This window comes from Halobacteriovorax sp. RT-1-1 (assembly GCF_047085455.1).
Classification (GTDB): domain Bacteria; phylum Bdellovibrionota; class Bacteriovoracia; order Bacteriovoracales; family Bacteriovoracaceae; genus Halobacteriovorax_A.
Map to the genome: position 1 here is coordinate 412,697 of NZ_JBKIXZ010000001.1, position 23,652 is coordinate 436,348.

Below are 23,652 nucleotides of genomic sequence, written 5' to 3' on the forward strand. Positions count from 1 at the left end.
TAAAGTCATTTTTGACATTATTCTTTGCTATCACGACAATTTTCTTCGCGTTGAGATTAACTCCGGGGGATCCAGTCGAAAGACTTCTTGGTCCTGAAGCAAAAGTAGAAGAAATTCAAAAATACCGTGCTGAGCTTGGCTTAGATAAAGGTTTAGTTGAGCAATACGTTGATTTTGCAAAAGGTATTATTACTTTAGATTTAGGTAAATCATTCTTTAAGAAAGATCCTGTTGTGAAATTAATAAAAGATAACTTGCCTCCAACAGTTATTTTGGCACTAGTATCGATATTAATATCAACTCCTATAGGAATTGGCATAGGTGTTATCTCTGCGATAAAAAAATCTCAATTACCTGATACAGCAATTCGAGTTATCACACTAACTCTACTTTCATTTCCAATCTTCTCACTTGCGCCACTACTTGTTTTAGTTTTTTCTATCAAACTCGGTATATTCCCAGTTTCGCAATGGACTTCTATAAAGCATATGATTATTCCAGTTACAACTTTAGTATTACCGCTGTCATCTGTAATTGTAAGGGTTATGAGGAATAAGTATCTTGAAGAAGAGTCACAACTATGGGTCTTAGTTTTAAATGCTAAAGGCTTATCTAATTCAGCAATAGTCTATCGTCTTGTGAAAATTTGTATGCCAACGATTTTAAATGTAGTTGCGATTCAGTTATCCGTTGTTCTTGCTGGTACGGTTATTACAGAAACTATTTTTGATATTCCGGGTTTAGGCTCTCTTTTATTTGAAGCAATAAATAATCGTGACTATCCACTTGTTCAGGGAATTATTGCATACTCTACAGTTATCTATATGCTCGTTTATGTATTAGTTGATTACTTAAATGAAAAGATTGATCCAAGGATAGGTTAATGAGAAAGAAGAAAATAAATAATGAAATGATCTTCGGTGGCTTTATTCTATCAATTTATATTATGTGGGCAGTCTTGTGGCTACTAATGAATGGATTTGATTATACTCCATCAAGTATTATATCTCATGAATTATTTAAGCCTTTTTCACATGACTATTTTTTAGGTACTGATATTAATGGTAGAAGTTTATTTAAAGTACTAAGTGTCGGTCTTATCTATACAGTAGGTATTTCATTACTTATTAGTTCAAGTGCATGTTTAATTGGTATAATTATTGGATATCTTTCTGCGATAAAAATAAAGTTTGTGTCCGAAATAATGGATATGTTTACTAATTTAATTTTTATTTTTCCTAGTATTTTACTCGCCATTCTTGTTATGTCTTTTTCTGGGCAATCATTTACAGGATTGGTACTTTGTTTAATTTTTACTTCATGGCCTGGTTACGCTCGTATTGCTCGCGGTGAGACAATGCGTGTTTTAAATTTAGGATATGTAGAAAGTGCTAGAGCAATTGGTGTAAGTGAATTTCGTTTATTTTATAAGTCAATTTTACCAAGTATTGTGCCAGTTATTTCCATTCACTTTGTTCTTGGAATAAGTGGAGTTATAATTAGTGAAGCTAGTTTAGGATTCCTTGGATTAGGGGCAAGTGAATACTCGTGGGGAGCAATCCTTGCTATGGCGAAGTTAGTTTTATTAGAAGCACCTCATGTTGTTATCGTGACGAGCTTACTAATGACTGGTTTAATTATTTCGTTAAATCTTTTTGGCGATGGCCTTAGAGATTACTTAGATCCAAAACTTAAAGGTAAAGGCAAATAGATGAATAATATATTAGGTCAATTATTTATTACTGGTATAAGTGGTACACAGTTAACGACTGAGGAAGAAAATTTCATTCAAAAAGAAAATATTGGTGGAGTTATTCTTTTTAAACAAAACTATGAGTCACCAGCTCAATTGGCAGAATTAATTAATAATATTCAATCATTAAGAGATAATTATCCACTCTTTATCGCAACAGACCACGAAGGTGGAAGAGTACAGAGATTTCGTGAAGGCTTCACTGTAATCCCACCAATGCTAGATGTTGCAAGAACAGATTCTCCAAAATTATGTTTTGAAATCTCTCAGCTAATGTCTAATGAGTTACTAAGTTGTGGTGTTAATCTTAATCTGGGTCCAGTTTGTGATATTTTCACGAATCCAAAAAATACTGTTATTGGTGATCGCTCATTTGGTGATAACGCCGACGAAGTCACTAAGTTTGTTTCGGCCATAATTCGCGGTCAGCAAACAAGTGGGATTATGTCATGCGCTAAGCACTTTCCGGGCCATGGTGATACTTTAGAGGATTCGCACTTTAAATTACCTGTTGTTAATAAGTCGCTAGAAGAACTGAGAGAAAGTGAATTTATTCCATTTGTAAAAGCAGTAAAAGCAAGAGTGGACTTTGTCATGATGGCCCACTTAAAAGTCGACGCAATTGATCCAGAAAATATTTGTACATTTTCAAAAAAAGCATATGAACTAATCCGTGAGGAACTGCGCTTTAAAAAAGTTATCATAACTGATGATATGGAAATGAAGGCCATTTCAGATGAAATTACAATCGGCGAAGCAGCTCTTAAAGCTCTAACAGCTGGAGCAGATGTAGTGGAATATCGTTCTTTTGAAGCTTGTCGCGAAGCCTATACATATGTGAAGCAAGCTTTTGAAGCTGGTGATATTGATAAAGTTGATATCTCTCAAAAATATGAACGTGTCTTAGAGCTTAAGAAAAAATACCTATCAAATTACTCACCTACTTATATTCCAGATGTTGCTGGTAAGGTTGGTACTCGTGAGAATTTATCTATTGTTGAGCAGGTTAATCAAGGTTAGCACATAGGGCCAATATTGCCTCTAACTGCTTGAAATCAATTATTTTTGATATTCTTATGTTATGACTAAAGGTCTCATAACTTCCTTATTGTTTTATATGTTTACGTTGCTCGTTGCATTCGATGCAAATGCGCAGAGCTACGGAAATTATTCAAAGCGCGATCATGCAAATTTACTTGATGTCTCTTGTAAAAAAGGAAATCAATCGAGTTGTTTTGAGCAAGGACTTCTTTACCAAACATTTACTGATAAAAGCTTTAAGCAAGATGGAATTAACTATCCTGCCGAAGGTAAGAAGCTAATTATTAGTGCCTGTCAAAATGGTGAGCAGAACGCTTGTGATTATCGAAAAGGTGCGGAGTTATTTGAAAGTTCACAGCTTCTAATGTGGGCCGGAATTATTCTTATTGGTATTGCTGTTTATATTGTCACGCAGATGATGTTTCAAGATAATGAATCTTTCCAAGCTGCGCAAAAATTAGAAGAAGGTGGTTCTAAGAAAGCTGAGAATGTAAAAAAGCACGGCTTTATTCTTCAATATTCGAGACCATTTTTTAAACGCTATATTTCACCAATTGTTTCTTCTATGAAAAATAAGAAGAAGATTAAAGAGAAGTATAAAAGAAAGCTAGCAAGTGCTGGTTTAACTGAAGATATGACTCCTGAGGATTTCTTCGCATTTAAGTTATTTCTTATTATTGGTTTCCCAATTATGTTCTTAGCTGTCAGAGAATTTACTGAAGCAGACTGGAAACTTTCTCTTATTCCTGTAATGGCAATTGTTGGATTCTTATATCCGGACATTTGGATTAAAGGAAAAATTGAACAACGCCAAAAAGATATTATCAACGGAATGCCTTTTTCAGTTGATATGTTAGCACTATCTGTTGAAGCGGGACTAGACTTTATTGCTGCGATGACTAAGGTTGTAGATAAAGCTAAACCTGGTCCACTTACACAAGAATTTGAAATTCTTCTTAAAGAAATTAAAATTGGGGCCAGTCGTGCAGAAGCTCTAAGAAATATGGCATGGCGAGTGGACTTAATTCAGATTTCGTCATTTTGTGCAACTCTAATTGCTGCAGACTCTGTTGGTGCTTCAATTGGACCAATTCTAAAAGCACTCTCAATTGAGATTAGACAAAAGAAATCAGCGCAGATTGAAAAAGAAGGTGCAACTGCTGCAACAAAGATTCTTTTTCCAATGATGGCCTTTATTGTACCTTCAGTTCTTCTTATGATCTTTGCTCCACTCGTTGTTGAGCTAGTTGGAGGGAATTAATGAAGATTTCTTGTAATGGTATTGAAATATGTAAGCAGGCCATTGTTGCAGATTCTTTTTATAAGAAACTAAAGGGGCTGATGTTTTCTCAGAGCATGGATGGCTTTGATGGCATGATTTTTTATGGAACAAATGCAATTCATACCTGTTTTATGAATTATAAAATCGATGTTGTCTTCTTTAATAGTAAGAATGAAATTAAGAAAATATACCGTGGACTTAAACCATGGAGACATACGCAAATTGTTTTTAGTGCAAGTCGTGTACTAGAGTTGGCAGATGGACAATTGCCTCAAGAGATTAAGGAAGGGGATACTCTAGAGTTATGTATAAATTAGTTGTTGTTGCAGGTAAACTGCGTGGACAGGAATATATTTTAGAGGAAGGGGAAAATACCCTAGGGCGCTCAGAGGATTGTAGCGTTCACTTTCCTGTAAATGGTGTTTCAAAGAAGCACTTATCCGTTACTGTTACTCAAGATGTAGCTTTTGTTAAAGATCTTGGAAGTTCAAATGGTACATTTGTTAATGGTAAAGCAGTCAAAAGGGCCACTGTTAAAAATGGAGACAAGATAGCTCTTCCTGATTCAATTCTTCAAGTCGTTTTTGTAAAAGAGAAAAAGAAGATTATTAAAAAAAGAATTGAAACTGTTGAAGAAGATGATGAACCAACATATATCACTGGTGGTGAAATGCCAGAGAATATCTTTGGAAAGATCATCTGGCTTTTTAAATATCGATTAATGCCACTAATTCATGGAATTAATGAAGAATATGAATGGCGTGTTCTTACTGGTATCTTACTTTCTATCTTCGTTGTTGTGACGGTAACTCTAACTATTTTTCCAGTAATGAAAACGTCTCAGAGTCTACTTCTTTTAGAAGTTGCTAAGCGTGGTGCACATTATGCGGATGAAATTAAAAGACAAAATAGAGGTGCATTAGCTAGAAAAGATCTTGATCGTGTTGATACAAAGTTTATGGAACAAGGAAATAACGGTGTTGTTTCTTATGATCTATTTGATATTGACGGACGAATTGTTAGACCGCTAACAAAGCTAAATATGTACATTGATGATCCTTTCTCTGTTCAAGTAAGAGAGTGGGCCGAAAAGACAATGAAGAACTCTAGTGACCTTCCTATGGTAAGTCGATTGTCAAACGGTGAAATTGGAATCGGTCAAAAGATTAAGGCAACAAATGTTAAGACAGGTAACCTTGATGTTGTTGGTGTAATCGCCATTCGTTTTAAACCAGCATCAATTGCGGATGAGGCATCTAAAAGTAGGGTTGCTTACCTAGAGGCACTAATTACGTCATTTATTGCTTCAATCATCTTCTTTGCCATTGTTTATTATATGACGATTAGACATCTAGATGAAATGAAGTTTCAGATTGAAGAGGCCTTAAGAGGAAATCGAAAAAGTGTTGATAGTGAATATTTATGGTCTGAGATTGATCCATTACGTTCATCTATAAATTCCATGATTCAAAGAATTAGAGAGCTGCAGAAAACTGACGATGATATGAGTTTTGATGAAATGGAAAGTGATGAGTCCTATGTTTCAAGCTTATATGAATTTATGCAAGGGGCACAGGGAGCTGTCCTTGTTCTAGATTCACAAAAGAATCTTTCTCATATTAATACGCTAGCAGAAGATATCACGGCGATTAGAGGTAGCTCTTCTGAAGGGATGAGCCTCTTAGATGTGGCACGTGAAAAGGGATTCGCAGCGACAATAATTGAGTTATGTGATGCCTCTGCGGATAATGGAGGAACGTCTCAGAAAGGTGAATATGAGCTTTCTGGGCATTTCTATAATATTTTTGTTACGAGTTTAATAGGGCGAGATAATTTTGCAAAGGCGTTCTATGTTACACTAATTAAAGAGGACTAAGTATAAATGGTTGCCGCAATTAGAATGACAAAGAATTTATCTTCCCCAGAATCATCTGGGCAGTACCATCGTATTATTTGTATGACTGGTAAGAATAAAGGTATTTGTTATTACTTAAACGGTAATCGAGTAGTTCTTGGTCGTCTAAGTTCTAATGATATTCAAATTCTTGATACTCAAGCTTCAAGAGAACACATTGAATTAACTCGTGTTAATAATGAATATACTCTTACCGATCTTAAGTCTCAAAATGGTGTCATGGTAAATGACTTGAAAGTGACTCAACATAAACTTAAGTCTGGTGATAAGATTATTGTTGGCTCTACAGTTTTTAAGTACTCATTCATCGAAGTAAAAGAGGAGAAGGCCCTCGTGGAATATGAGGACCCTGAAGAAGACGAAGATGATGAAGATGAGGAAGAAGAGGAAGAGGTAAAGAAGAAAGCCAAAGCTAAGAAAAAGAAAGGTCCTGCAACACCTGAGGAAAAGAGAAAGAAACTTATCTATATTGCAGTAGCAGTTATGGGCCTGTTCTTTTTTATGGATGGTGGTGATACAAAAACAAAGAAGGCAACAGTAAAAAAAGAAGGAAGTTCAATTATTGATTCCTCAAATAGTAATACTGGCCGTAAATATGTTGAAGATCTTGAAACTCGTGAGAAAGTTGAAGCTTATATTCACCGTGGTAGACGAGAAGCACGTGAAGGAAACTACTTTAGAGCAATGCAGGAATTTAATCTAGCTCTAACACTTGATCCAAATGATGGTAACGCTGCTTATCACTTAAATATTGCAAAACAGAGACTTGATGAAAAAATTAAAGATATGTTCAATCAAGCAACAAAGAATAAAGATTCTTTAAAATATAATAGAGCTTTAGGTACATATTGCTCAATTTATAAACTTTTAATTGAATACAAGACAGATGAGCGCTTTATCGAAGCTAAAAAGAACGTTGAAGATATGGCCGAAAAATTAGGGATGAAAAAGAGTGATAATTACTGTTTCTAAAAATGGAACAATTCTTAATCGTATTGAGATTAATGATCAGGTGATCATGGGGCAGAGCTCTAGCTTTCTTATTGGTCGATCTGATGAAGCTCATGTTCACTTAGATGATCCACAAATTTCAAGGCGATTAGCAAGCCTTAATTTTAATGGTGTCAGTTGGACTTTAAATAAGTTATCAACATATGACACTGTTCTTGTTAATAACGCTCCAATGTTTTTAGAGGAAATACCAGTATCGAGTGGCTATTACCTCGTTTGTAATGAATTTAAAGTTCTTTTTGAAAGTCTAGAAGTTGAAAGTCCAGTTGGTGATGATCCTGTTGAAGAAATCGTTAACGTTGAGCCAGAGTTACCTGAAGATGATTTTGAAGCCGCTGAACAAGATGATATTGAAGAAGAAACATCTATCATAGATGGTGGATCTGAATTTGAAGAAGAAACTCAAGCTTTTGATGCACCTACTGAAGAGGAATCATCTGATAACGAGAATGAGTTTAATGCTGAAGAACCTCTTGATTCTCAAGAAGGTGGTTTTGAAGAATTTGGACAGCAGGAAGAAGGATTCTCAGAAGGCTTCGATGAAAACTATGAAGAAAATTATGATGATGGTTATGATGACAACTATGGTGATGAATCTTACGACATTGATACACTAGACGATGATATTGGGGATAAAACTCAAGTATTCTCTGGCTTTGCAAATTTTGTTCTAGAGTTATTTGGTGAAGATGTTCCTTATGATCATTTTAATTTAGACCTGCCTGAAACATATATTGGTCGTGATCCAAGTAAATGTCAGATTGTCTTATCTGATCCTGAAGTCTCCTCAGTACATGCGGTAATTAAAAAGAATAAGATCACTTGTGTATTAGAAGATTTACAATCGGCCAATGGCACGATTTTAAATGGTAAGCGAATAAACCAAAAAGAGATCACAAATGGTGATGAATTTATTATTGGCTCAACTACTTTTACAGTTAAGATCGCTAGTGACTTTATAAAGAGTCAGCAAGATATGCTGATGCCTGTAGAAGATAACCAGGTAATTGAAGTCGAGGAAATTGTTGAAGTTTCTGATGATGACGAAGATTTTGATGGCCTTGAATTATCTGATGCTCCTTCAGCTAGTGAAGAAAAATCTATTATTAAGAGAATTCTTAATGACCCTGAAAAGCGTAAGAAAGTCCTAATCTATACTGTTGTATTATTGGGTCTTTATATGTTTTTATTTCCAGATAGTGGCGAGAAACCAAAACCAACGGCTAAAGATAAGCAGGCCAAGGAACAAAAAAAGAAACAGGTTGTTACCTCGGTTGATAAAAAGCTAACAAAAGAGCAACAAGAAAAAGCAGAAGCTTTATATCAGTTAGCAACACGATATGCTAATGAGGGTAATGTTGCGGAAGCAATTACTGAGTTTGAAAGGTTATTTATGATCACAAAAGATTATAAACAAGCCCAAACTTTCTATCAGTTGGCTAAGGATAAATATGCTGAGCTCGAAAAAGCAGAGCTTGAAAGACGTGCAGAAGAAAAGAGAAAATTAATTCAGGCAAAAGTTAAGACGCTTCTTGATAAAGCTACAGAAGCGGTAAAAGAGCGTAATGTCACTTTGTCTCGTGGACTATTTCAACAGATTAAAGAACTTGATCCTAATAATTATGATGTTGCTAACCTTGAGTTAGAACTGGATTCCTATATTAAGGAAAAAAATCGAAAAGAACTTGAAGAAGCGCAGAAGAAAGCTGAACGCCAACGTATGGTAGATGCTCTTAAACCAGGTGAAACTTTATTTCTTCAAGAAGAATGGTATAAGGCAATTGGAGCTTTAGAGTTATTCATTAGTGAAAAATCAATGGATGAAGATCTAATGAAGAAAGCAATTGATATGCTTAAAAAGTCACGTCAGAATCTTAAGAATATAACTGGCCCACTTTTGGGTAAGGCCCGTTCACTTAAAGAAGCAGAAGATCTTAAGGCATCTTATGAAGTTTTTAAGGAAGTCTTACGCTATAATCCTAATGAATTAGATGCGCAAAGTGAACTCGATGATATCAATGATACGTTAACGAGAAGAGCCCGTAAGGTATATCGTCAAGGTTTAATCTCTGAATCGTTAGGTTCATTTGAGGATGCCCGAGAAAAGTTTCAAGAGGTGCAACAAATCTCACCTATGGATAATGAATATTATATTAAAGCGAGTGAAAGGCTAAAAAATCTATGAGAGAAATTCAAAGCTTCTTTGCTAGAACACATCAAGGGCCATATCTTAATCTAAATGAGGATAATACCTTTATTAATCTTAAACAGAAAATTTTTGGTATATTTGATGGATTTGGAGGTTCTGGAATTTCTGATAGAAATCTAGAAAGTGCTAAGCAGTCAATTGATCTTTATTTCTCAAAGTTGTCTGGAGATCCGAATGCTACAATGCCTTACTTTTATTCACCTCAGTATGTACTAGAAACTAATGCTCTAGTGAATGCGATGTTTATTGCCCATAAAAACTTACTAAATATCAACAAGAGTAAACCTCTTAATGATAAAGGTGGGGTTTCTGCTGCTTTAACGATGCTTTCTGAAAATATTTTATCAATCGTTTCATGTGGTAATTGCCTGGTTCTTATGTACCGAGATGGGGATTTATCTCTAATTAATACACCTGATTGTGTTAAACAGATTTCAATTTCTGATAACTCGCACCAAAAAAGTACATTTCCTCTCGTTGCTTTGGGCCTTTATGAAGACTTATCCCCTAAAATTTGGGAGTTAAACGTAGAACCAAATGATCGTATTATTGTCTTAAGTGATGGTGTCTACGGAAGTTTAAGCCTTCATGATATTAAAAGAATTATTCAAGAATCAACTCAAGATGAAGTTATTCAGATTGATAATCTTTTTGACGGTGCAAATCGTCGAGGTAATCTAGATAATCAGTCAGCTATTATCTATTCAATCGTATAGAAACATACCGTAATCATTAAAACTGTCTCTTGCTTAGCTGGATTTTTTGCGTAACAATATATTGAGGTTTTATATGAGTAAAAAGGTATTAGTTGCTGACGACAGTCAGACAATCCAAAAAGTAATTAGTATTACATTCGCAAATCAAGATTTTGAAATTGTTTCAGCTCTTGATGAGTCTGAATTATTTTCTAAAAATGACGATTTTGATCTAATCTTATTAGACTTTGGTCTTTCAGATGATGGATATAAATTAGGTGAAGAAACGCGTAAGAAGTTCCCTACAACTCCAGTTCTGGCGATGCTAGGAACATTTGATATCGTTGATGAAAATAAGCTACGTAGTAGCGGATATTCTGACAAAGTTGTTAAGCCATTTGAAACAGAGAAATTTATTTCACTTTGTAATGAATTGATTGAAAGTGAAGTTTCAACAACAGATACGACACAAGATTTTTCAGATGATAATCAAGATGAGCTTGAAGATGATAATTTCTCTGGTTGGGATGTTGATAGCTCAATTGCCCAAACTGAAGAAGATAAGACTCAAGAATTTGATTTGAGTCAACACGATTCATTCACTGATGACGATGATTCAGATAATAATCTTGAGTCAGAATTGGATGGTTGGGGATTTGATCCTACTAATTTAAAGGGAAGTGATGTAACAAAAGAATTTGATACTCTACCTCCTGTTATAGAAAATTTACCTCCAAAAGAAGAGCAACCTAGCTCGACAATACTCGATGTTAGTAACTACTTTGGAAATCTTGATGAAGAGCTGGGTGATGACTTTGAGCTTCCTAGTCAAGAAGAAGAAATAGAAGAAAATTTTGAGGACTCAGAAAGTGAAGAAGTAGAGCCTGTGTTTACTGAATCAGAGCAAAGTGGTTTTGAATCTGACTTTTCAGATGACTTTGAAGAGATTTCTGATGAGAACTTATGGGACGCTGATGAGGAGTCTAGTGAAATGTTCTCTTCTCCAGAAGAAGATGAGCATGAGATAAATCTTTCTTCGGTAACTCAAATGAATGATGACTTTTCATTTGGTACATCAACGACAGCATCGATTAATACTGCAACTTCTACAGCTCCAGCTACTACGGCCCCGGCTGTAAATATTGAAGAGCTTAAGGCCGAACTAAAGAATGAAGTTGCACCAATTATTGAAAAATTTGCACGCGAGTACTGTGAGCAAAATATTGAAAAGATTATTTGGGAAATCGTTCCTGATCTGGCCGAGAACTTAATTAAGAAAGAGCTTAAAAATATCAGTAAGCAAGTTCTAACATCAATTTCAGAATAATTATTTAATAACGAGAGAGCCTGTATAGGCTTTCTCTATTTTATCCTGAGTCTCAATAAGGGCCTCTCCAAAGTTTCCAATTCCTCTGAAAATACCTTTTATAATAGAATCTTCGTCGATGATTTCGACTTCTTTATTTAGGTGATAACATCTGTCATTCCACTGTTTTATAATTTCTTCTTCTGTAAGACGATTGCCTAGTAAGTAGTTGTAAATATCTAGCGGAATACTTTCAAAATCATTCTCACTTAATTTCGTACCTTCTTTAAGCACACCATATGTCTCATGTGGAACACCTCCATAGTTAATACCTATTCCGACGATATAGTTATCATCATCTTTATTAACTAAGATCCCCATAATTTTTTGACTATTCTCATTAAAGATATCGTTGGGCCACTTAAGGAGGAGTTTGTGCTCTTTAAAATAATTACTAAGTATAACTGCTACTTCTAAAGCCAGTAGAGTTGGCTTTTGGCCTGCCTCTAATTTACAAGAGAAACAAAGACTATCTTGTAAATCTTCCCACTTATTATGTCTTCGGCCCCTTGCCTCAGTTTGTACAGTTGCACTAATAAGTAATTGGTCATAATTACGTGCCTCTTCAATGGCAATTGTTTGAGTCGATGGAATTTCTTTAAAATGTAGGTGTTTCATAGATTTTCTCATTATGTTATTATCGAACAATACTAATAAATTCAGAGGTATTCAATATGTCACTTATCGAACGTTCTACTCCAAGAGAAGTTAAATTTTCTATTAATATCAACCCGTATGCAGCAGGATCAGTTCTTGCAGAATTTGGTAATACAAAGGTTCATATCACTGCTTCGATAGAATCAAGCGTTCCTGGTTGGATGAAAGGTAGTGGAAAAGGTTGGGTGACAGCAGAATATTCAATGCTTCCAAGCTCTACTCACACAAGATCAAGAAGAGAGCGTTCAAAAATTGGTGGCCGTACTCAAGAAATTCAGCGCTTAATTGGCCGAAGCTTAAGAGCAATTATCGATCTTAAAAAATTAGGTGAGCGTATGATTACTCTTGATTGTGACGTTATGGTTGCAGACGGTGGAACAAGAACGACTTCAATCTCTGGGAGTTTTATTGCACTTGAACTTGCTATTCAAAGTTTAATCGCAAGTGGTGAGCTTTCTGAGAACCCAATTATAGAGCCTCTTGCAGCAATTAGTTGTGGAATTAACGGCGAAGGTAAAATCATTGCTGACTTAAATTATGAAGAGGATTCGAGCTGCGATACAGATATGAATATTGTTATGACTGAGTCTGGAAAATTTATTGAAGTACAAGGAACTGCTGAAGGGCAAGCATTCTCAAGAGAGCAAATGGATGCGCTAATGGATTGTGCTGCTGAATCTCTTAAGGTTGTTTTCTCAAAACAAAAAGAAGCACTAGGAAAGTAATGAAAAAATTTATTCTAGCTACTGGAAATGCTCATAAAGCCGAAGAATTTGCAGTTTTATTCAAAGAGACGAATATTTCAATTAATGCAGCTTCTGCAAAATTAGATGTTGTAGAAGATGGAAATACTTTTCAAGAGAATGCTCTTAAGAAAGCTCAAGCTTATTTTGAAGAGTTTAAAACTCCTGTCGTCGCAGATGATTCAGGAATTACTGTTGAAGCACTTCCTCAAGAGTTAGGAATATACTCTGCGCGTTTTGGTGGTGAAGGTTTAACAGATCGCCAAAGGGCCGAGCTATTATTAGATAAGTTAAATGGTGAGCAGAATCGAAATGCTTACTTTACTTGTGTCTTATGCTTTTATTTATCACCAGAGGAAATATATTTTTTTGAGGGTAGAATGGAAGGTGAGATTTCAGATAGTTACATTGGTGAAGGAGGCTTTGGTTACGATCCTGTATTTTGCCCAAAAGCCTTTCCAGATCAGACTGTAGCGCAATTAGAAGAGTGGAAAAACGAGAACTCCCATAGGGCCAAGGCCGTTGGTTCCGCTATAAAGTTTTTTCAAGAACTTTAAAAAGGTTTAATTTCTGGGTTGCCAAAAAGGTTCAGATCACTTATAAATAGCCTACCCAAAATTTCAATGTCGGAGTATAGCGCAGTTTGGTAGCGCACTTGCTTTGGGAGCAAGGGGTCGCAGGTTCAAATCCTGCTACTCCGACCATTTTTAAAATCCCTTTCTATTTTCTTTTATCTTTCGGTGACTCAAGCACTACGTATGTTGATATTGAATTTACCTGTGGAAGTGTTCCAAGAACTTCTGTGTGAAATGTTTTATATGAAACAAGATCAGTCGTTTCAATTCTTAGAATGTATTCAAAGCTTCCCGTAACGTTGTGACACTCGATTACTTCGGGTGATTCAGCAATCGCCATTTCAAAATCTTTTTGTGACTTCTTTGTGTGAACAGATAATCCAACTGTAATATAAGCAGTAAATCTTGTTCCTAATTTTGCTCGATTGATTCGCGCGCGGTAGCCAGTGATGACCTTAGATTTCTCTAACTCTTGTACTCTTCTAAGACATGCAGAAGGTGAAAGTCCTACGATGGAGGCTAAATCAGAATTACTGATTCTTCCGTCATTTTCTAATTCTTGCAATATTCTTTCGTCAATAGTGTCTATTTTCTTCATATGTTGCAAATTATCTCTCAAATGTATGATTCTTTGCAATAAATTTATTCTTAAAATCGAGTAAACTGTGCCACATGAGCACGACAAATCTATACGCACTTTTAGCTTTTGCCTTTGTTTCCGCCATAACGCCGGGACCAAATAATATTCTTCTAATGGCCTCTGGCGCCAATCATGGTTTTAAGAGAACCGTCCCTCATATGCTTGGGGTTTACTTTGGTTTTATCTTCATGATTGCGGTAATTGGTTTTGGAGTTTCGGATATTTTTAAAACTTATCCAGGCATTCAAAAAATTATGCAGATGGCATGTGGTACTTATTTAGCATTACTTGCATTTAAAATTGCATTTAGTACTTTTGCAAAGGAAGAAGCACAGATTAAAAAACCAATGTCGTTCATTGAAGCGGCGATGTTTCAGTGGATTAATCCAAAGGCTTGGACAATGGCACTTTCAGCTGTTGCCATTTATACAAATGGTAATACATTAGGTGTTGTTGCAGTTATTCTTGCTTATAGTCTTGTTGATATTCCGGCAATTTCTGTTTGGGTCTTTGCAGGTTTAAAGCTTAAGTCTTTTCTTGAGAAAGGGTATCGCCTTGCCATTTTTAATATTATTTTGGCCGTGCTACTTTTTGGTTCTTTATTTCCAGTTTTAGTTTTGAAGTAATATAGAAAAGTAGAGGAAGTTCTTCCTCTACTTTTTATTTTGTTATTTTATTTGGGTTATCATCTGCTTTCGTAAAATTCTCACCAAGTTTTTTAGGCTGAACTTTTTGAATTGGAAGCTCTGCGTGTGCAATCTCTGTATTAAAATCGACCGGTAGTTCGATCATTGTCTTTCCTGTTAGGATGACCTTAGAAACTTTCTTAACGAAGAAATCAAATATTTCTGAATCAATTTTTTTCCCAACAGTTCGTTTCATAATTTCTAGAGCATCTTCTATTGGAAGTGCCTGTGAATAAGATCGTTTCGTCGTGATGGCATCAAAGAAATCGGCGATAGAAACGACTTTTGAGAAGATATGATGATCTTCTCCCTTGATTCCTTTTGGGTAACCAGAGCCATCAATATTCTCATGATGTTCAATAATTACTTTTTCAATAGACTCTTTTTTAAGTCCAGGAAACTCAGGGTTTGCCTCTCTAAATAGTTCAACACCAAGCTCAGGATGCTTTTTTATTTGTGCAAATTCTTCATCAGTAAGATTGCCTGTTTTATTTAATATTTCTGTCGAAATTTTTGTTTTGCCTAGATCATGTAAAAGGCCACCAAGTCCAATTGCAACAAGATCAGCTTCACTTGCCTTAGGTTTTAATTGTTTATAAATTAAAACACTGTACATACTTACATTAATAGAATGGTCGTAAGTGTAAAAATCATGGAATGATAAATCACCAATTAGTTTTTTTAGGCTATTAATATCATAGTCTTTGATAACATCGACCATTGCCTTCATTGAATCATGACAACCATCGAGTGCTTCACCAAGAATTTCTGTATTGAATTCTTTCCCTGGATTGAAAATATCATCAAGGTGCTTCACCGCTGAATCTTTGATAACGGAAACCTTATCAATCGATTCTATGTTCTCATCTTCTGCTAGAGACTGAAGGTAGAGCCCACGCTCAGATTCAAGAACATGTATCCTTTGATACTTTTTAAAACCTTCTACATCATCATCGGTGAGAACTTCTCCAGGTCGCACTATTTTAACATAGTGATCCTTGCCTTTGATCGTAGAAGAGTTGATGTAGATATTGTATAGAAGCGGCTTTTCTCGAACAACGAGGTGAAAGTCGATCGTAAAATAAACTGTTTTTGAGTTGCTATCCATTGCACTTTTATCGGCATAATCTCCGTTCAGATAAAGTCCTAGTACGAAATACGTACAAGTAAAAATATTGTGTTAGTTCTTGTTAGGATTTGCTTTGTCTAAGTTATTGAAATTGCATTTCTTATTTAGCGGAACTGAAATTTTAAAAGTGTACGATTAGGTGCTTGAAATGGTACATTAAGGCCTACACAACACACATTATAGAGATAAATTGACGGAGTGAATCAAAGTGCAACTGAAAAGACTAATTATCCAGGGCTTTAAATCCTTTAAAGATCGTACAATTATTAACTTTGACGATGGTATTACAGGGATCGTTGGGCCAAACGGATGTGGTAAATCGAATATTGTTGACGCCTTATTTTGGATTATGGGTGAGCAATCAGCTAAACACCTAAGAGGGAATTCAATGAAGGACCTTATTTTTGCTGGTTCTTCAAAATATAATCCTGCTGCATGGGCCGAGGCAACACTTGTCCTTGAGAATACTCATGGAAAGCATATCCACATCGGTGGGAAAGTTGCAAATCCTTCAGAGATTCAATTAACAAGAAAGCTTTATAGAAACGGTGATACTGAATATCGTATCAACGGTGAGCCGGCTCGTTTGAAAGATATCCAAGAAGTATTTATGGATACAGGTGCTGGTGCAAAGTCATACTCAATTATTGCCCAAGGGGAAATCAATAGACTTGTACAAGCAAAACCTGTTGAGCGTCGTACAATGATTGAAGAGGTTGCCGGTATTACGAAATTTAAAGTTCGTAAGAAAGAATCAATGAGAAAGATTGAGGCAACTGAGCAAAACCTTAACCGTCTAAACGATCTAACAATTGAAATTGAAAAGAACTTAAAGTCTCTTCAAAAACAAGCTGAAAAAGCTGAAAGAGCGCGTACGCTTAAGGATAAAATTAAACGTACTGAAATCTCTGTTGTTGCACATAAAGTATTCGAAGATCTTCGTGAGCTTCGCGATGGAGGTAATGAGCTTCTTGAGAAGAAAGCAAATCTTGAAGCTTGGAGCATGAAAAAAGATTCTCTTGAGATCTCTCTTGAAGAAGAGCGTTTTGAAAGAGAAGAGAAGACTGCAAGAATTGATGAGTCTCAAAAAGAAAGAAATGAAGTTTCAAATAAATTAGCTGCTGCTGAAGAAAGACTGAATGCACTTTGTAAGTCTTTAACTGATAAAGAAGAGCAACTAGAGCAAAGACAAAAAGAGATTGATGAACTAGCTCAAGAGATCGAAGAAAGACTTCTTAAAAAAGAAGAAATTGAAACTGAAATCAACGATGTTATCACTTCTTCAAAAGAAGATTACGATTATGAAGCAGCAAGCGAGAAGCTTGAAGCTTTAAAGTCTGAGCTAGAAGATAGACAAGCGCAAATTAGTGAGCTTGAAGAAGAGCTATCAATTAAGAAAGAAGAGCTTGTTAAAATGGATCAACAAGCTTTCCAAAATAATTCAAAACTTGAAGAATATGCTGCAACTCTTCAAGACCTTGCGACTGAAATTGAAGCAATTGAAAAACAATACTCAGGTGTTTCAAGTGAACTTGCAAAGGAAAGAGATGATGTTATGGCCGCTAAGAATTTAGTGGAAGAGTTAACTGAATCAGAAGTTACACTTAAGGAAACGGTAAACGAGCTGACGCAAAAAGATCGTGATCTTGAAACAGAACTTAAGAATTTAACAAAAGAACAAATTACTAAGCAATCAAGACTATCTTCATTAAAAGAAATTCGCTCTTCACTTGAAGGAGCTAAAGAGGGTGTTTCTAAATTTTTAAGTGAAGTAGATTCTGATAAATATACTGTACTTGGTAATATTATTAAATGTGACGATAAGTACACTAAGGCCGTAACAGCACTTCTTGGAGAGTTCTTAGAGTCTCTAGTTACTTCTGAGAGTGATCTTTCACTTCTTAAAAATTGGGTAACTGAAAATGATGAGAATGCACTTGAGATCTTACTTGCAGATAAGTCTGCAGATGTAATTTCTGCTGAGGCACGTGAAAGAATTCAAGTAAAGCTTGGGGTAGAATTAACGACTCTAAGTGATATCATTGAACTTCCAGAAGAATATAAAGCTAAACTAACTCCATATTTATCAAGCCTATTTATTGTTGAAAGCCTTGATCTTGATAAAGTTGTTTCACTAGAGAGTTCAATCTCTTTTGGTGGAATCTCTGATATCAGTGGAAATATTCAAGTACGTAATCGCCAAAATGCAACAGTTCTTCATGTAAAAGGATCTGGTGAACAAGGGCAAAGTGCAATTGAAAGAAATAACACAATTGAAGCACTTGAAAACGAATTAGTAAGTCTTAATGAAAAAGTTGCAAACCTTGAAGAAGCCGTTACAGCTTCAAATGAATTACTAAGAAATAAAGTAGATGAGCTAGAGAATGCTCGTCTTACACTAAGTGAAGCTCGTGCCGATTTCGCTGCTAAAAACTCAGCTCTTGAGTCTAAGCTAGCATCTATGGAATCTGGTAACACGAGACTTGAAATTCTAAAGAATCGTAAAGATGAAACTTCAAAGCTAAGACTAGCTATTCTAGAAAAAGAAGAATCTTTTAATAAAGATAAGTCTGAGGTTGAAGAGGCAATTGCTGATATTAGTGAAAGAGTTCAAGACCTTCGCGATAGTTATAATGAAATGAATGAAGTTTATGAAGCAGACCGTGAGGTTTATGTTTCTAAGCAAGTTGAAGCAAAAACTTTTGAGCAACGTGTGAATTCGCTACGTTCTCAATCAGAAGATATTGAAAAGCAAATCGAAAAACAAAACCTTCGTAAAGAATCAAACTCTGAGCTTATCACTAAACTAGAGGGTGAGCTTGAAAATATGCAGGTTGAAATCGAAGAACTTGAAATTTCAAATAACGAAAAAGCCGATATCCTTGCAAGCAAAGATGAAGTTCTTAGTATTATGAAAGATGAGTTCTCTGAACTTCTACTTGCAATGCAAGAAAGAGAAGATCAGGTTAAAGAACTTTCTAAAAATATCAATAAGGCCGATAAAGAGGTTGCTGAAAAAGAAGTACGCCTTGAAAGATGTCTTAATGAAGAAGAAGAGAATGTTCGTAATATCTTCGAAAAATACCGTGTTGATCTACGCGAATCTCTTGGACGCTACCTTGAGTATACTGAAACTGATTTTGAAAAACTTAATGATGTTTCAACAATGTACTTTATGGAAACAGAAAATGGTCCAAAAGAAATTGAAAAAGAATCATATGAATTTGTTCGTAAGTATGGCCAAGATCTTAAAGATCAAGGATTTAAACTTAAGAACTACAAGTCTGAATTTGGTCGCCTAGGTGAAATCAACTGGCAAGCAATTGAAGACTACGATAGACAAAAACTTCGTTATGACTTCTTAAAAGTTCAAGAAGTTGAACTTAGAAAGTCTCTTGAAGACCTTCAAAATGCAATTGATCATATCGATGAAAAATCGAAAGAAAGATTTAAAATCGCTTTTGAAGAAGTTGATACGAGATTTAGAAAAGTATTCCCAATTATCTTTGGTGGAGGGGAAGCACGTCTAGAAATCGTTGGTGATATTGATGATGCTGAATGTGGTGTTGATATTATTGCTAAGCCACCAGGAAAGAAAATGCAGAATATTAACCTAATGTCTGGTGGTGAAAAGGCCATGACTGCGGTTTCTCTAATCTTCTCAATCTTCCTAGTTAAGCCATCTCCTTTCTGTCTACTGGATGAGGTTGATGCTCCACTTGATGATGCAAACGTTGGTCGTTTTAATGAACTTCTTCGTGAAATGAGTGCTGAATCACAGTTCATTCTTATTACACACAATAAGAAAACAATGGAGCTAAATGATACACTTTATGGTGTAACAATGCAGGAGCCTGGTGTTTCAAAGGCAGTTTCGGTACAATTACAGTAATGAAAAAGCTACTACCTATTTTAATGATTTCAAATATGGCCTTGGGATTTGTCCCAAGGTCTTTTTCTACTCAATATAAGCAAATTGTAAAAAATCAGCTTACTGGTACTCCAAAAGAGTCAACAGGAAGATTTGATTATGAATACCCTGGTAAGCTTAGGCTTGAACAAAAGGGTTCAGATGCTCTTGTCTATGTGACAAATGAGAAAACGACTTGGATTAGACGAGATGGTTTCATGCCTGGTGATCCAGCAGAAATAATTATTCACAAGGGTAGTGATAAGGGTCTTTCAAACTTCTTTGATTTACTAAAGAATGGCCTTAAATCAAATAAGAATTATAAAGTTAAAGACGGTGATAATTATAGTGTACTTGTTTTTTCTGAGACTTCAGTTAAGTCGACAGGCGTTGTCGAAACAAAGCTGACTTTTAAGAAAGGGAAAAAAGAGTTCTCTAATATTACTTCAATTGACATTAATTATGCTGATGGAAAAGTTGTTAAGCTTGAGCTTAGCAACGTTAAGAACGAAAGCTTTCAAGCAAAGCACTTCATCCTTAACGTTCCAAAGAATGCTAATGTGTCATATCAATAAAGCCACCACGAAAGAAATTTTCTTTTAGCGTTAATGGTTCATTACTCAGAAGACGAGAGTAGATCAAGTAGTTTCGTGCGACTAACTTTACGTACTTTCTCGTTTCTTTATACGGAATTTCTTCAATAAACTCTAAGTCCGGAAGGATGATTCGACTTCTCCATCTTTTAATAGGAGTACCTCCAGCATTATAGCTCGCAACAAAGTCGATAAAGTTATTATCCCTTCTCTTCATAAGCTCATTTAACAAGAGACTTGAAAAAGTAATATTAATATTAGGATTATATAAGTCTTCATATCCTTCATATGGAATTTTGTAGCGACGAGAAAGCCTCTTTCCTTGCTCTGGAATTAATTGAAGTAGTCCAAAAGCATCGGCAGGTGAGCGCGCATACTGATTAAAAGCAGACTCTTGACGAGCGATGCTCATCAGTAGTGGTGTCGTTACTGTTTTAGATCTATTATTTTCAAGAAACTCTTTTTTAAACGCTAGAGGAAAGGCAAATTGTGGATCATCTTTTAAGATTTTTTCTTGCGTCTTAGAATCTTCTCTGAAGAATTTAAAGATCATAATATTGTAGTATTTTGCAGCGTAAAGGTCACTAAAGCTAACCTTATCATTACTATCAATAATTTTTTTCGCAAGGTCTGTGTTACCAAGATAAACGGCCCAAGCAAGCTCATCAATCGAGATATCAAACTTTTCTCTGTAATCAATATGCTTAAGTTTTGTGTGATTCATGTGAGCAATTTGGCCATAGTATCCAAATTGATCTTCTTTTTGAATTCTAAGTAAAAGTTTTTGTGCTTCATCGAAGCGGTTAAGCTTCTTTAGGCCAACAAATTTCCAATAAAGAAATCGGTAGTTTGGCTCATCATTTTTTTCTTCAAAACGATCAAACCATTGAATCATTTCTTCATAGTTGCCCGCCTTGTAGTTTGTCCAGGCAACATTCCACACAATACTTTCAAGGTGTTCATGCTTTCCTTCAACAGCAGCATAAGCCTTCTTATAGAATTTTATGGAGCGATCATACTTTCTAAGATCCTCAAAAATACCACCAATCGTGTAGTAAGTTGTAACGACATACTCCGTTGGGACTTCCTTAAAGAGAAGGAGGTTCCTTAGAACTCTTACCGCCCTTTGTAATTTGTCTTCTGTCCAATAGATTCGAGCAAGCCTAATAGTGTATTCAGCATGTTTTTCTTTTAGCTCTTGGCTTTCTCTGTTTTTTTGAAGGTAAAGAACTAGGCTTCTAATATTGTCTCTAAAACTATCGTTTTTTCTTTCCCTTTTATATGAGTTTGCAAGTCTAAACCAAGCTTCAACTTTTTCTTCTTTTACAGTATCTTTGTCGCGAATTATTTTTTTGTAATATTCACGGGCCTTAACAAACTGTCGATCTTGTTCAAAGCTTTTGGCTACATCTAAATAATTTTCTCGCTCCGGCTCTTTTATGAAGCGAGGAGAGACATCAATTAATTTTTGATAGATTCGTTCTTGTTGTTGACTACCATCTTCGAATTTCTTCATGGCATCAAGTAAGAGCCTTTCAACTTCACCTTTAGTATTGAGGTAATCCACCTTATTTAAGACAGCACTAGCATAGACATCTGTGTAGTAAGTTTTTGAAATAATTGCATCAATTAGTTCTTCTCTTGCCCAATACGGATACGCTTCAGTATTTTTATACTCTTCACTTAATTCTTGAATGCTCTTAGTACAATTCTTGTGATAATTGGCCCTTAACCATGGGGACAATGGAAATTGTGTATGCAAGAATTTTTGGTACTCGTTACAACTAACAGAATTATTCTTACTAATTTTAGAAAGTAAGTTTGTTAGAGCACCATCTTGTGGTTTCGTTTTAGGAGGTCTTGATAAATTCGTACAAGACAAGGCCAAAATAAATATAGTTAGTAAGGTAAATCTCATTAACTACTAGGATAGGCCTTTAAGTAACTTCCTTCAAGTATGTGAAAACAGGCATTTCTGTTCCTAAAAAAATTACATAAGGCATTGAAAAAACGTCGGTTTAACACTATAAGTAGCTACTTTAGCTATACATGGAGAATTATATGTCTGAGATTTCATCTCAAGTTAACCAAAAATTTAATGACCGCACGGTTTATTTTACTTCACTAGGGTGTTCAAAGAACCTCGTTGATGCACAGGTTATGCTCGGGCATATGGGACTAAATGGTTTTAAAGTTGTAACAGAGCCTCAAGATTCTGAGGTAATTGTTGTAAATACATGCTCATTCATTGAAGCAGCTAAACAAGAATCTATTGAGATGATTCTTGATCTTGCAGACTATAAAGATGAGGAAGTTGGTAATTGTAAGGCACTGGTTGTTTCTGGTTGTATGGCCCAGAGATATTCAGATGAACTTGAAAAGAGCTTGCCTGAAGTTGATATGTTCATTGGAACTGGTGAATACAATAAAATCGTTCCACTTTTAACTGCTCTTGAAAATAATAAATTAGAGAAGAAGTCATTTGTTGAAGTTCCTAGATTTATTCATACTGAATTTGATCCAAGACTTAATACTTCTCCGTTCTATACGGCATGGTTAAAGATCTCTGAAGGTTGTAATAGAAATTGTACTTTCTGTATTATTCCAACTCTTCGTGGACGTCTAAGATCTCGTACTGTTGAATCTCTTGTTGAGGAAGCAAAGCAATTGTCTTCAACTGGTGTTAGAGAGCTAAATCTTATTTCTCAAGATCTTTCTGATTATGGAGTCGATCTGAGTGATGAAAATAATCTATTCGAACTTCTATCAGGTCTTGAGACTGTTGATGGAGTAGATTGGGTACGTTTATTCTACTTCTATCCAGATGAACTTACTGATGAAGTTATTGAAAAAATGGCAACTTCTTCGAAAGTATGTAAATACCTTGATATGCCGGTTCAACATTTCTCAGATTATGTACTTAAGCGTATGAATAGAAAGATTACTGGTGAGAAAATCATGGAGCGTATCACTAAGCTTCGTGAAAGAATCCCTGGAATTGTTCTTAGAACTTCAATCATCGTTGGATTCCCTGGTGAATCTGAAGAGGACTTTGAAAAATTACTTGAAGGTATCAAGCAAGCACGTTTCAACCACCTTGGTATCTTTAGATACTCAGATGAAGAAGGAACACCTGCTTACCGTTTAAAAGATAAAAATTCGCAAGAAGTAATTGATGATCGTTTTGATCGTCTTTATGAAGTTCAAAAAGAAATCGCTAGAGAATTAAATCAAGAATTCCTAGGTGAAACTGTTGAAGTTCTTGTTGAAGGAACTCACGAAGATACTGATCTTCTAATTGTTGGTCGCCATTTTGGTCAGGCACCTGATATCGATGGTAAGGTTATTATCAATGACTTAAATGAGAGAGATTTAAAAATCGGTGACCTCGTTAAAGTTGAGATCACCGATGTATTAGATTTTGATTTAGTTGGACGTGTAATTTAG

Annotated in this window: 20 protein-coding genes and 1 tRNA gene; 17 read left to right on the top strand and 4 right to left on the bottom strand. The window is 35.4% G+C overall.

The window, feature by feature from the left end; genetic code table 11:
- Positions 1-11: 11 nt before the first annotated feature.
- The 10 genes from ACMAWV_RS02145 (at position 12) to ACMAWV_RS02190 (ending at position 11,233) form a co-directional block, all read left to right on the top strand.
- Positions 12-884 carry an ABC transporter permease gene (locus ACMAWV_RS02145; RefSeq protein WP_412470034.1) on the top strand — a complete coding sequence of 291 codons (873 nt, stop codon included), beginning with the start codon at positions 12-14 and terminating at the stop codon, positions 882-884.
- Entirely contained in the window at positions 884-1,711 is an 828-nt protein-coding gene (locus tag ACMAWV_RS02150; RefSeq protein ID WP_103219289.1) for an ABC transporter permease, read from the top strand. The genes ACMAWV_RS02145 and ACMAWV_RS02150 overlap by 1 nt, the downstream gene beginning before the upstream one ends.
- Positions 1,712-2,773: a beta-N-acetylhexosaminidase gene (gene nagZ, locus ACMAWV_RS02155; protein WP_103219290.1), complete on the top strand. Its 1,062-nt coding sequence runs from the start codon at positions 1,712-1,714 to the stop codon at positions 2,771-2,773.
- 97 nt (positions 2,774-2,870) lie between these two features.
- Positions 2,871-4,055, top strand: coding sequence for a type II secretion system F family protein (locus ACMAWV_RS02160; RefSeq protein WP_158246955.1), 1,185 nt, complete (start codon positions 2,871-2,873; stop codon positions 4,053-4,055).
- A complete protein-coding gene (locus tag ACMAWV_RS02165) occupies positions 4,055-4,393 on the top strand; it encodes a DUF192 domain-containing protein (RefSeq protein ID WP_103219292.1) in 339 nt (112 codons plus the stop codon). The genes ACMAWV_RS02160 and ACMAWV_RS02165 overlap by 1 nt, the downstream gene beginning before the upstream one ends.
- Entirely contained in the window at positions 4,381-5,952 is a 1,572-nt protein-coding gene (locus ACMAWV_RS02170; RefSeq protein WP_103219293.1) for an FHA domain-containing protein, read from the top strand. Before ACMAWV_RS02165 ends, ACMAWV_RS02170 begins: the two co-directional genes overlap by 13 nt.
- A 6-nt stretch (positions 5,953-5,958) precedes the next feature.
- Positions 5,959-6,963, top strand: coding sequence for an FHA domain-containing protein (locus tag ACMAWV_RS02175; RefSeq protein WP_103219294.1), 1,005 nt, complete (start codon positions 5,959-5,961; stop codon positions 6,961-6,963).
- Positions 6,944-9,187: an FHA domain-containing protein gene (locus ACMAWV_RS02180; protein WP_412470033.1), complete on the top strand. Its 2,244-nt coding sequence runs from the start codon at positions 6,944-6,946 to the stop codon at positions 9,185-9,187. Before ACMAWV_RS02175 ends, ACMAWV_RS02180 begins: the two co-directional genes overlap by 20 nt.
- On the top strand, positions 9,184-9,927 hold the full coding sequence (locus ACMAWV_RS02185; protein WP_103219296.1) for a PP2C family protein-serine/threonine phosphatase: 744 nt from the start codon (positions 9,184-9,186) through the stop codon (positions 9,925-9,927). Before ACMAWV_RS02180 ends, ACMAWV_RS02185 begins: the two co-directional genes overlap by 4 nt.
- Before the next feature lie 73 nt (positions 9,928-10,000).
- Complete coding sequence (locus tag ACMAWV_RS02190; protein WP_412470032.1) at positions 10,001-11,233, top strand: response regulator; 1,233 nt, start codon at positions 10,001-10,003, stop codon at positions 11,231-11,233.
- Here the strand turns inward: ACMAWV_RS02190 and ACMAWV_RS02195 are convergent, their stop codons facing one another.
- Complete coding sequence (locus tag ACMAWV_RS02195) at positions 11,234-11,890, bottom strand: biotin--[acetyl-CoA-carboxylase] ligase (protein WP_412475810.1); 657 nt, start codon at positions 11,888-11,890, stop codon at positions 11,234-11,236.
- A gap of 56 nt (positions 11,891-11,946) precedes the next feature.
- On the opposite strand from ACMAWV_RS02195, the gene rph reads away from it, so the two are divergent.
- From rph to ACMAWV_RS02210, 3 genes are all read left to right on the top strand, one after another.
- Entirely contained in the window at positions 11,947-12,654 is a 708-nt protein-coding gene (rph, locus tag ACMAWV_RS02200; protein ID WP_103219299.1) for a ribonuclease PH, read from the top strand.
- Complete coding sequence (gene rdgB / locus ACMAWV_RS02205) at positions 12,654-13,229, top strand: RdgB/HAM1 family non-canonical purine NTP pyrophosphatase (protein WP_103219300.1); 576 nt, start codon at positions 12,654-12,656, stop codon at positions 13,227-13,229. The genes rph and rdgB overlap by 1 nt, the downstream gene beginning before the upstream one ends.
- 70 nt (positions 13,230-13,299) lie before the next feature.
- Positions 13,300-13,376, top strand: a tRNA-Pro gene (locus ACMAWV_RS02210).
- A gap of 16 nt (positions 13,377-13,392) precedes the next feature.
- On the opposite strand, the gene ACMAWV_RS02215 is transcribed toward ACMAWV_RS02210, so the two are convergent.
- The gene (locus ACMAWV_RS02215) at positions 13,393-13,845 is read right to left on the bottom strand and encodes an Lrp/AsnC family transcriptional regulator (protein WP_392990498.1); all 453 of its coding nucleotides are present in this window, start codon (positions 13,843-13,845) and stop codon (positions 13,393-13,395) included.
- Between the two features lie 74 nt (positions 13,846-13,919).
- Here ACMAWV_RS02215 and ACMAWV_RS02220 point away from each other — a divergent pair, with 74 nt between their 5' ends.
- A complete protein-coding gene (locus ACMAWV_RS02220) occupies positions 13,920-14,513 on the top strand; it encodes a LysE family translocator (protein WP_103218719.1) in 594 nt (197 codons plus the stop codon).
- Between the two features lie 34 nt (positions 14,514-14,547).
- On the opposite strand, the gene ACMAWV_RS02225 is transcribed toward ACMAWV_RS02220, so the two are convergent.
- A complete protein-coding gene (locus ACMAWV_RS02225; RefSeq protein WP_392990502.1) occupies positions 14,548-15,681 on the bottom strand; it encodes an HD-GYP domain-containing protein in 1,134 nt (377 codons plus the stop codon).
- A 229-nt stretch (positions 15,682-15,910) separates the two neighbouring features.
- Between ACMAWV_RS02225 and smc the strand changes: the two genes are divergently transcribed.
- Both smc and ACMAWV_RS02235 read left to right on the top strand, forming a co-directional pair.
- Positions 15,911-19,594 carry a chromosome segregation protein SMC gene (gene smc / locus ACMAWV_RS02230; RefSeq protein ID WP_412470031.1) on the top strand — a complete coding sequence of 1,228 codons (3,684 nt, stop codon included), beginning with the start codon at positions 15,911-15,913 and terminating at the stop codon, positions 19,592-19,594.
- Positions 19,594-20,187: a LolA family protein gene (locus ACMAWV_RS02235; protein WP_412470030.1), complete on the top strand. Its 594-nt coding sequence runs from the start codon at positions 19,594-19,596 to the stop codon at positions 20,185-20,187. The genes smc and ACMAWV_RS02235 overlap by 1 nt, the downstream gene beginning before the upstream one ends.
- On the opposite strand, the gene ACMAWV_RS02240 is transcribed toward ACMAWV_RS02235, so the two are convergent.
- On the bottom strand, positions 20,168-22,123 hold the full coding sequence (locus ACMAWV_RS02240; protein ID WP_412470029.1) for a transglycosylase SLT domain-containing protein: 1,956 nt from the start codon (positions 22,121-22,123) through the stop codon (positions 20,168-20,170). The two genes, ACMAWV_RS02235 and ACMAWV_RS02240, sit on opposite strands and share 20 nt — an antisense overlap.
- A gap of 143 nt (positions 22,124-22,266) precedes the next feature.
- Between ACMAWV_RS02240 and rimO the strand changes: the two genes are divergently transcribed.
- The gene (rimO, locus tag ACMAWV_RS02245; RefSeq protein WP_158246919.1) at positions 22,267-23,652 is read left to right on the top strand and encodes a 30S ribosomal protein S12 methylthiotransferase RimO; all 1,386 of its coding nucleotides are present in this window, start codon (positions 22,267-22,269) and stop codon (positions 23,650-23,652) included.